A 9892-nucleotide genomic window follows, 5' to 3' on the forward strand; every position below is an offset into this window, starting at 1 on the left:
TGATGTATGCCGCAGCGCTCATGGCGACGTCTTCCGGTGCCCGGCGAATCAAATCGCAGGGGGCGCCATCGGGGGCATCGCGCTCGTTCGACTACGGCGAAGACGGGATTACCTGGCTGCGTGACTCACTGGCCCGGCTTGATACCAGCGGCTGCACCAGTGAGCTGCCTATAAGCGCCGGTAACAGCGTGGGCCTATTTCTGGTCGTTGGTGGCTGCTGATGGCCTGGATTTCAGTTCAGCAGCGGCTGCCGCGCACGTTCACCCGGGTGTGGGTCATGACCGATACCGGCGAGCAAACGACGGCATACGTTAACGGTGCGGGACAGTGGATGATTAACTGCCCTCGCATACAGGCTACAGGCGCAATCGTGCTGCGTTGGAGGGAGTGAGAATTGGTGTATAAAAAGCCAGCAAATGGTAAAATTAACGAGCCGGGGAATGCGTCAACATTACCACCGGCTCTAACCATCATTACCTATTGCGGAGGTAACTCATGGCTCATCAAATATTAAGCCATCAGCGCCATAGCGCGCCATCTTATTATCAGGTTTCAGGTGTTTATCAGATTGCGAACACTATCACTGGCGAGGTGTATATCGGCTCCACGGTTAACATTTCTGGCCGGTGGTCCAGCCATCGCTACAAGCTCCGAAAAGGCACGCATGGAAACAGAAACCTTCAGGAGTCATGGGATAAACATGGCAAAGGTGTCTTTGAGTTTTCCGTTCTGGAAGTAGTGAGTGATAAATCCGAACTTATTGCAGCCGAGCAGCGATTCTTTCGCGAATTAAACCCGTCTTTCAACATTGCGCCAAACGCTGGGAACAGCCTCGGAGTTATACACACCGAAGAATCCAAGGCGAATATGGCGGAAAGCCGGCGCGGAGATAAGAACTGCTGGTTCGGCAAAGTTCCGTCCTGTGCAGGGATGAGTAGGCAGCCTGAAGTCAAAGCTAAGATATCAGCCAAGAATTCAGACGCTGGTAACCCTATGTTCGGTGTTACCCCGCCACACGCCAAGTTCACTGATGAGCAGGTGCGCGAAATTCGTCGCGCCATTTCTGAAGGTGATTCACTCACTGTTATTGCTAGCAAGTATGGTGTTTCAAAAGCGACTATTGCTCATATCCGGCAGGGTCGATCCTATACGAGGGTGGTGTAATGTCATCAGCGGCTTCATGGTCATACACGGCCAAGGCAACTATTTGGCGAAACCTCGGCGTTGATGAGTATGGTGATTCGCTGGGGTTTTCCCCTCCAGAAGTTATTCTTTGCGATTATGAGGGTGGGGTTAGCAAAAGAATTGGCGGAATTGGCGCTGAAATTGTCGCGAAAAACACAATATGGACAGAGTACGCCATCGCAAAAAACGGCGATTACATCCTTATAGGGGAATCAGCATCATCCGATCCATATTCAGTTGATGCCGATGAGGTGCGACAGGTCATTCGCTATGCCGATACTTTCGAACGACTGGCTGACGATTTCGCGATTCTGACGGGAGTATAAATATGGCGGGGAGAGTCCGCGGCGTACGTGAGGCAAAGGCAAGTATGGATCGCCTCATTAAAGATATTACCGGTAGAAAAGCAGTTCGTGGCATTCAATCGGCGCTTATCATTCTTGGCGCTGCATCAGCTAAAGAAGTTCCCCGCGATACTTCCACATTGATAAATAGCCAGTTTCGGGAAATTGACTTCAACGGAACTCTTATCACCGGCAGGGTTGGTTATTCTGCTAACTACGCAATTTACGTGCATGAAGCTCCGGGGAAATACCTAAACACGCAAACAGATCGTCCAGTAAGGGCAGGAGAGGCGCCGGGGTCAAGAGGGGTGATTTGGGGGCCAGGTGGTAACCCGAAATTCTTATTTTGGCCAGCTGTTGATAATCAGAGTGAGATGTATGGGGCCTTCAAAAAGGAGATGGAACTATGACTCCACTGATGCATGAGCGGGTACGAAATATGTTCGTTGATGCTGGGCTTACAACCGGTTTTACCGTCCAGCAACTGATGTATGACGACCCTGACGACATGTCGAAGGCTGTGATGGTATTCAGGCCTAATGGAGGGGCAAATATCCGCACTGACCTCGGAGCTGAATATCACGTTTTGGTCGATGTCGTAGGCGCGAAAGATAAGCGCAAAGACGCGCTAAATGCGGTTCAGCGGATCATCGATTATGTGCAAGGCAGTCCGATGGCTGATGAATGCGTTGGTTACATACAGAACATTGGCGCAATCCCAGCGCCGGTTCTCACAGAAGAAGGGCGAATAGTCTTCAGACTTCAGTTTGCCTGCACCTACGGCGAATAGCCAATACCAACAAATAACCCGCTCCGGCGGGTTTTCTTTTATGCAAAAGAGGAGTTTCTCATGGCTAATTGCCCGAACTCGAACGAGCGCCTTTTTGGCGGGGCGGTCGTGCTTGAGGTTGCTGATGGATGCTCGGATGTCAGGCCTGATGAGTCCGAATGGATGTCTCTGGCCGCGGGCACTTCGAAGGGCTTTGATTTTAACCCCAACTCGGTCACTTCTGATGCTGATGACGGTGGCGGTTATGTTGAGACCATCATCACCAACAGCGATTTTACCTTGAGCTTTGAGGGGGAAGTCAGAAAGAAGGATAAACTTGATCAGTACGGTGTCGGCAAGTTCATCAAATATTTCGCCGACGAACTGAAGGCCAGGCGTCAGCCGGGTATTTGGGTTCGTATGGACTACGGTCCTGTTGAATTCATCGGTTACATGAACATCACGGCATTGAGCTCTGACGGTGGTACCAACGACATCGTTACGTTCTCTACCGAGTTCAAAGTCGGTGACGCGAGTACCATTGAAGTGAATGAGGTCACTTCCGTTGCTGTGACTGGCGTGACGGTAACTCCGGCAACGAGTACTGGCGCATCGGGCGGCACCAGTACCTTCACGGTGAATATCGTACCGACTGGCGCCACCAATAAAAACTTCACAGTTGCTTCAACCGATCCAGCTAAAGCCACTGCCACTACTTCCGGTACCACTGTAACGGTTAACCGCATCGCATCCGGTAGCGCGCAGATCATTATCAATACCGAAGATGGTAACTTTGTGGCCACTCATACGGTTACTGTTACGTAACGGGCATTCCAAAGGGCGGTATGCCGCCCTTGATAATGCCCATTATTGGAGTTAGCTATGGCGGTCTTGAAAGACATAGGAGAGCTCGGCATAAGCGATAGTCGCGAGGGCGGAAAGGATTATCTGCTACGTCCATCTTTTGAGGCGATGTCGAGACTGGGGGAGCCTGAAGAAATAGTAAAGATCTATGCTGAAATTAACGGGAGCGATGCACAGCAGTTATTTTGCGACTGCGTGGAAGCCTTCAGCGGCATTCCTAGCTGGATGATGTCAGTACTGAATAACCTTTCAGATAAAATATTATCGGCCTCAATGCTAGTTTTGCAGGCTTGCTGTGAAGATGATTTGACTGGAGCAATTGGTGAGTGGTGCGAGAGAGAAGGTAAAATAGTGTACCTTCCGGGCATCATGCCCAAAGATGACATAGTTACTCTCGCAAAAGAGTTAATGCTTCATGGAGTTATAGGAAACGCTAAAGTTCGCCGCCTACAGCGCCATGAAGCAAAGGAAACGACAACTGAGTTTCTCGCTGCAGAGTACATAGTCTCGGCACAAACGCACTTCAGTATGAGTCTCAGCGAGGCTTCCAAACTCACGATGACGGCATTTCAGCTATTGCTTGCCGCAAAATACCCGAATCAAAAAGGGTTCACGAGAGAGGAATATGAAAGTATCTCCGATGAATATCTTGCTAAGCAGGCAGCAAAGAGAAAACAGCTGATCAAAAAATAGCCACTTGAGCGCACCATATCTATTCAGATTACCCTAGGGGTAATATCTGCATCGGTGACTCTATGAAAGAGCGACGGCAGGCGGTTTAATGGCCTTGGAGGTCGCTCTTTAACATTATGAATTTTTATTGTCAGGTATTCTTACCAGAAATCCCCCTCCATCAACTGTTTTTTCTGGGACTACATACCCGAGTTCATTTAGGCGCGTAAGGGTCTTCTCAAGGGATGCATTAAAGTCAGCTAATGTGAGGTATTCTAGCTCTAAATCATTGAGTTCAATGCAGAATTCTTTATGCCCCATTCTGGCTTTTTTATTAATTTCTTCAAATGTTCTCTTAAATATAATACCGGAGATTTCTTCTTTGGCGTTCTCCGCCATTTTCATAGCCTCATGAGCTGATATGACTTCATCATCCTGTATTTCACTAAGGAAGCTGGTGTCAAGGCGCTTGACTATCTCGGCATTCATTGAGCGATTATTTGACTTGGCTGCATCTTCAATTCTTTCTTTTAATTCAATAGGTAACCTGATTCGTAACTGAGGATCTTCTCTGCTCATATGGTTTGCCGCTTTAATAAAATCACAATATAGAAATTATGCCCCACGGTGGGGTTGACAGCAATGACGCACGGTGTGACACTTGTTGTATGTCTCACGGTGGGGCATTCATGGAGAGGGTAATGGAAAAAGCAAAAGACATGTATCAGCGTAAAGTTCGCTTCCCTGAAGATGTGCGTAAAGCGATAGAGCGCAACGGTGAAGATCAGTGTCGGCAGTTCAATACTGAGCTGATCTACCAGCTGAGAAAGGCGTATGGCCTGATTGGAGAGAAAATTGCTCAAGCATAAAAACGACGAAGCCCTAACTACTTGCGATAGTCAGGGCTCCTTATCGAATAAATCCCGCGAAGGAAATATCGACATGAATAGTGTACAGAACAACGAACTAACTTTCCACAATACCAATTTTGCATATATGGAAATGGGTGGCCAGGTCTGGCTTACGGCTGCCGAGGTGGGCCAGGCGCTGGAGTATGCCGACGATAAAGCTGTGCAACGTATCTACTCTCGTCATGCTGATGAATTTACAGCGCAAATGACAGGGGTGGTCAAGCTGACCACCCCTCGCGGAATGCAAGAGTCACGTGTTTTCTCTCTCCGCGGCGCCCACCTTGTTGCAATGTTCGCTCGCACGACGAAGGCCAAAGAGTTCCGCCGCTGGGTGCTGGATATTATGGATCGCGAAGTGGCACATTCGCCGATTGCCAAACAGTTCACTGACGATGAGCTTTCATCCCTTGCCTGGTTGTGGCGAGCGAGTGACATCATGTTGACAGCCTGTGAGAGCGTTACTCCATTGCTGAAGGTGGCCGAGCATCGGCAGGCGGGACATTTTCACACGATCGGGCAGGAGCTGCCGCGGACAATTAACAAGGCCAGAGCGATCATTAAGCGCGAGACGGCGCATATCGAATTTCACCCATGGAAGGATGATAACTGGAGCAGGGTATTACCGCACCTGCGTCAGGAGATGTTGCAGTGATGCAAAAAGAAAAACCGCCAGTTGCTGCTGGCGGTCTACTGAAGTCTAACAACGTGTAGGAACGTATATGACTAAAATGAATGTAGCAAATCGCAGCTCAGTTGTCACTAAGATGTCAAGTCGCGAGATCGCTAAATTGACAGGTAAGCAGCATAAAGATGTGCTTCATGACTGCCGAAAAATGTTCGAATCGCTCAATCTTCAATCGGCGGACTTTTCCGCCGATTACCAAGATGGCCGAGGACGCACTTATCAGGAGTACTGGCTTGATCAGGACCTGACCATGACACTGATGATGGGGTACAGCATTCCGCTCCGTCATAAAGTAGCGACTCGCTGGCGTCAACTGGAGTCAGGCGAGGTTCTACCGCAGAAATCAGCGTCGCATCTTCCTGAGTTCCGGCGCGCCCGCGCAATCAAGATGGAGGTTGAGGCGATGAGCCTCGCTCTTTCCTTTATGCCGAAGCTTAGCGATGTCGCCAAGCAAACCGCAATGGCACGGGCGGTAAATGATGCGGCGGGTATTGAGTTGTTGCCATTACCTAAGCTCGAAGAGCATTACCACAGCGCTAGCGAAGTGGGAGAAATGCTCGGCGTATCGGCGCAAAAGGTGGGGCGTATCGCCAATGCCAACAATCTCAAGACGGACGAATTTGGGATTTTTGTGATGGATAAGTCATCCTACTCCAGCAAGCAGGTTGAGGCGTTCCGCTACAATGCAGAAGGTGTAAAGGCATTGCGCCACCTGATCCATGGCGCTGACGTGGCGTAACTGATTGTATTGAAGGCAGAGTGCAAATTTGCATTCTGGTAATCAAACCCGCTTAACTGCGGGTTTTGTCGTTCCTCCGCTTCCCTGCTAATCTGTCGAAAACAAACCAATGGGGATAGGGATATGAAAGGGGTTATTGCGTTATTGACCGTGTCATTTATGCCATTTTTAGCTCATTCAGCAGATAAGCTTGAATGTGATTACGCAAAAGCAAATTTAGCTAACGGAGCGAACTCTCCAATGGTTGGTGGAGGGCGGGGAGTGATTGAATCGGAAAACACACACTTCAAAGCTGTCCGTCCAAATGGCAGTTATATTATCTCACCAAATCTTTCCGATAAGAAAAATGGGATGTTATATCAGGATGATAAAACAAAAATATTCGTGGCGAGTCCGTCAAAAACAGAGTTTGCTGTATCTGATAGGATAGCTAAAACGACAGAGCAGTGGGCGAATTGTCGCAACACATCACCCGAGTCTGTCGCACCAATGAAACAGCCTTCTAACTGGAAATATCGAACCCTTACAAAAGCAGAAATAGCTGCGATAGAAGTAGCTGTAAGGGACCAGTTAAAAGATCCTGAAAGCGCCAGATTTAAGCACTCAAAATTTGTGAGTAATGGTCAGGGGGCGTATTGTGGAATGGTTAATTCCAAAAACTCATATGGCGGATATGCGGGTGATACTCCTTTCATGGTCATGCTTATAAATAATGGAAAGCCGCATGCCGGTTTTATTGGTATGGGAGGAGGTGACTCAGAAACCATGGCCACACTATCTGTATGTAGAGATAATGGTTACTTCTAAGTATACATAGTAAATAAATCCCGCTTCGGCGGGTTTTTTGTTTATAGGAGAAAGGTATGGCTGGGGAAGAGCTTGCAGGCAGCGTAGTTTATGAAGTTCGGGCCGAAGTTAAACCTCTGCTGCAAGGTGGCGCTCAGGTAAATAGAGTTCTGTCTGATATAGAGGCATCTCTTGATGGTAATATAAAACAATTCAATAAGTTAGAAACAACTTTAAGCTCTACAGCTCAATCTGTTAGCTCCGCCACCAGAAGCATGGGGAATATGCGAGGCGTTTTCGGGCAATTAGGTTACCAGATACAGGACGTCGCAGTTCAGCTACAGATGGGGCAAAATGCCATGATGGTATTTGCTCAGCAAGGATCGCAGATAGCTTCAATTTTTGGTCCTGGTGGCGCGATTGCAGGGGCAATCATAGCTATCACTGGCGCGCTAGCTGGAGCACTTCTCCCTTCATTATTTAACTCAAAAGATGCTACAGAGGATTTGGAGACAGCCCAAAAGGCTCTTGCTGATACGGTAGTCAAGACCGATTCAGGGGTTAGTGCGCTATCTGAAAAGATACAGCGCTTAGCGGCTGTTAGCTCTGATGCGGCAAAGGCTCAAATCGCAGTAGCGATGACTGATGCTCAAAAAGCAATTGGTGCAGCTGGAGCCGTAATCTCAGAGCAGATCAACGATCTTGGCAGCTGGCGGAATAGCATGTCCGCAGCGGAAAGTCAGCTTACAACCCTTGAAAGTAAAGGCGTTGATGCATCATCTGTGCTTAAAGAGCTTGGAGGGAGTTATGAAGGAAATATCGTTGGCATAAATATCCTAAATAATGTCACGAACTCAATGGCCGAGACGTTTGGAATTACTCAAACTCAAGCGATAGGGCTAGTAAAGGTATTCCGAAATTTACAGAAAGAACCTACTGCCGAAACCATGCAGGCAGCGGCATCAGCTCTATCATCGCTTAGTGAACAAACCGGATATGCAAATCCTAAGCTTAATGAGCTGACAAATGTTGTAAACCAGAATTATGTTTCGGCTGCGAATGCAACAGATGCGATAAATGTCCTTAAGAATGCCTTGGATAATCTTACTGGCAGCACTGAAGCATCCAGGCAGGCCCTCTCTGGAAATGCAGAGCAACTAAATAAGTTGGTGGATGCTGCCAAAAATGAGGCTGCAACAGTTGGTTTTAGTGCTCGCGAACGAACGAAATATGTTGCTGGGTTATTAGGCGCAAATAATGTCGAACTCCAAGCAATAGATCTCAGCTATGACAAAATCGAAGCCTATGAGAAAGAACAGCAAGCACTAAAAGACCGGGAGCGAAATAGTAAGGCAGCAGCATCGGAGGCTGAAGCAGCCGCTAAGCGTTCAGCTGCGGCGCAGCAACAGATAGCCAATCAACTTGATCAACTATCTGATAAATACGAAATTGCTGTTCTCGAACAGCGAGGGATGGGGAGGGAGGCCGCAATCCTTGCGGCTCAGCAGCAGTTGGGAACCGTCGCCACAAAGCAGCAGGCACAAAGCGCGGGAGAGCTAGCAGGGAAGTTATATGATGTTGCCCAGGCGACAAAAATAGCGAAAGAACAGGAACAAAAGAGAAGAGAATCAAGCCAAAACTTCACATCTATACGTGGACAGGCCTCTCCTGTTGCGGGCGTTGATAACCAGTTCCAGCAGCAAATGGAGCAACTTAACCAGTACGCTACGCTTTACCCGCAGAAAATTGCAGAGGTTGAGGCCGTTCGGGCATCCATTGAACAGCAATATCGTGACCAACGCATCGCTGCTATGTGGGAGGAATGGGCACAGCAGAACGCCGCCACTCAGGCCGCCGCTGCCGCATTTGATGGGCTGGCAAATAGCGCCAGCAACGCACTAACAGGAATTATCACCGGTAGCATGTCATCGTCAGAAGCTCTCAGCTCGATCGGAAGCACCATCCTGAACGACGTTATCAATACCTTCGTTCAGATGGGCATTCAACAAGCGAAGTCAGCGATTATGGGAACCGCGGCTCAAGAAGCTGGAATCGCTGCAGTAACCGCGGCGCAGGTTGGCTCCTTGGCGACTACTACCGCGGCTAGCACGGCGTCTGCTGGTACAACTATGGCCGCATGGCTTCCTGCTGCTCTGGTTGCGTCTGTGGGCTCGTTTGGTGCTGCGGCTATCATCGGTGGGGCTGCACTGGTTGGGGCGTTCGCGTTGTCTAAGACGCTCGCTGGCGGCAGGAAAAACGGTGGTCCTGTATCGGCCGGCTCGATGTATCAGGTGGGCGAGGGCGGCATGCCTGAAATCTACAAGGCCAGCAATGGCAGCCAGTACATGATCCCCGGGGACAATGGTTCCGTCATCAGCAATAAGGATTTGCGGGGTTCTGGCGGAGTAGGTTCATCCCCGAACATTCAGATCATTGTTCAGAACAATAACGGGAGTGACGTACGGACATCTGCCTCCAAAGGGCTCACAGGTCAGGATGTGATTAACATCATTGTCAGTGATGCTCAACAGTCCGGGCCAGCGACAAGGGCCATAGCAGCCAGAACAGGTTCGCGGCTGAGGGCTACCGGCGACTACTAAACCAACCCGCTTCGGCGGGTTTTTTAATGGGTGGAAAATATGAAAGTAGCGATCGAAGTAAACGGCGAGGTTATCTGGTTTCGCGATAACGAAACACAGGAAGGCATGGCGTCGTTGGGCTATTTGAAGGACGGCACACAGCAGAAAATCATTGCCGCCCTGCAGGATGCGCTTGTGCAGGCACAGGTAGAGAATATCGTATGGGATGAAGAGCAGACCCAAAAGGATATTGAGATGGCAAAAGCAGAGAAACGGCCATACATCCACGTTAAGACCAGAATACGTGATGGCCGTATTATTCGGGAGCTTATGTATGAGGATTTCTCCCGGGAAAAAC

Annotated in this window: 14 protein-coding genes and 1 pseudogene; 14 read left to right on the forward strand and 1 reads right to left on the reverse strand. The window is 49.1% G+C overall.

All coding sequences use genetic code 11. From position 1 onward, the window contains the following. The 8 genes and pseudogenes from GVK32_RS27795 to GVK32_RS27830 all read left to right on the forward strand — a co-directional run. Nucleotides 1-221 (forward strand): annotated as a pseudogene (locus GVK32_RS27795) (hypothetical protein); the annotation flags it as partial. Then, nucleotides 221-391: a 50S ribosomal protein L13 gene (locus tag GVK32_RS27800; RefSeq protein ID WP_159874013.1), complete on the forward strand. Its 171-nt coding sequence runs from the start codon at nucleotides 221-223 to the stop codon at nucleotides 389-391. The pseudogene GVK32_RS27795 and the gene GVK32_RS27800, both read left to right, overlap by 1 nt. 104 nt (nucleotides 392-495) lie before the next feature. Then, nucleotides 496-1164: a GIY-YIG nuclease family protein gene (locus GVK32_RS27805; RefSeq protein WP_159874015.1), complete on the forward strand. Its 669-nt coding sequence runs from the start codon at nucleotides 496-498 to the stop codon at nucleotides 1162-1164. After that, complete coding sequence (locus GVK32_RS27810) at nucleotides 1164-1511, forward strand: hypothetical protein (protein WP_064381258.1); 348 nt, start codon at nucleotides 1164-1166, stop codon at nucleotides 1509-1511. The genes GVK32_RS27805 and GVK32_RS27810 overlap by 1 nt, the downstream gene beginning before the upstream one ends. A 2-nt stretch (nucleotides 1512-1513) precedes the next feature. After that, nucleotides 1514-1939: an HK97 gp10 family phage protein gene (locus GVK32_RS27815; protein ID WP_159874017.1), complete on the forward strand. Its 426-nt coding sequence runs from the start codon at nucleotides 1514-1516 to the stop codon at nucleotides 1937-1939. Continuing rightward, nucleotides 1936-2319, forward strand: coding sequence for a hypothetical protein (locus GVK32_RS27820; RefSeq protein ID WP_159874019.1), 384 nt, complete (start codon nucleotides 1936-1938; stop codon nucleotides 2317-2319). Before GVK32_RS27815 ends, GVK32_RS27820 begins: the two co-directional genes overlap by 4 nt. Nucleotides 2320-2379: 60 nt before the next feature. After that, the gene (locus tag GVK32_RS27825; protein WP_159874021.1) at nucleotides 2380-3123 is read left to right on the forward strand and encodes a phage tail tube protein; all 744 of its coding nucleotides are present in this window, start codon (nucleotides 2380-2382) and stop codon (nucleotides 3121-3123) included. Nucleotides 3124-3180: 57 nt separating this feature from the next. Continuing rightward, a complete protein-coding gene (locus tag GVK32_RS27830) occupies nucleotides 3181-3855 on the forward strand; it encodes a DUF6246 family protein (protein WP_159874023.1) in 675 nt (224 codons plus the stop codon). Between the two features lie 114 nt (nucleotides 3856-3969). Here the strand turns inward: GVK32_RS27830 and GVK32_RS27835 are convergent, their stop codons facing one another. After that, nucleotides 3970-4413 (reverse strand): Arc family DNA-binding protein, encoded by a 444-nt coding sequence (locus GVK32_RS27835; protein ID WP_159874025.1) that lies wholly within the window; start codon nucleotides 4411-4413, stop codon nucleotides 3970-3972. Nucleotides 4414-4535: 122 nt separating this feature from the next. On the opposite strand from GVK32_RS27835, the gene GVK32_RS27840 reads away from it, so the two are divergent. From GVK32_RS27840 to GVK32_RS29330, 6 genes are all read left to right on the forward strand, one after another. Further along, on the forward strand, nucleotides 4536-4703 hold the full coding sequence (locus GVK32_RS27840; protein ID WP_143440300.1) for an Arc family DNA binding domain-containing protein: 168 nt from the start codon (nucleotides 4536-4538) through the stop codon (nucleotides 4701-4703). 73 nt (nucleotides 4704-4776) lie between these two features. Next, a complete protein-coding gene (locus GVK32_RS27845; protein ID WP_159874027.1) occupies nucleotides 4777-5397 on the forward strand; it encodes a P22AR C-terminal domain-containing protein in 621 nt (206 codons plus the stop codon). Nucleotides 5398-5464: 67 nt separating this feature from the next. Beyond that, entirely contained in the window at nucleotides 5465-6169 is a 705-nt protein-coding gene (locus GVK32_RS27850; protein WP_159874029.1) for a Rha family transcriptional regulator, read from the forward strand. Between the two features lie 123 nt (nucleotides 6170-6292). Then, nucleotides 6293-6976 carry a hypothetical protein gene (locus GVK32_RS27855; protein ID WP_154952869.1) on the forward strand — a complete coding sequence of 228 codons (684 nt, stop codon included), beginning with the start codon at nucleotides 6293-6295 and terminating at the stop codon, nucleotides 6974-6976. Nucleotides 6977-7032: 56 nt separating this feature from the next. After that, nucleotides 7033-9555, forward strand: a complete 2523-nt coding sequence (locus GVK32_RS27860; protein WP_159874031.1) for a phage tail length tape measure family protein — start codon at nucleotides 7033-7035, stop codon at nucleotides 9553-9555. A 39-nt stretch (nucleotides 9556-9594) separates the two neighbouring features. Next, nucleotides 9595-9892 (forward strand): hypothetical protein (locus GVK32_RS29330; RefSeq protein ID WP_227697940.1); only part of this gene is annotated, 298 nt, incomplete at its 3' end.

Origin of the sequence: Klebsiella sp. 18074, from assembly GCF_902705905.1 — a bacterium.
GTDB classification, from domain to species: domain Bacteria; phylum Pseudomonadota; class Gammaproteobacteria; order Enterobacterales; family Enterobacteriaceae; genus Klebsiella; species Klebsiella terrigena.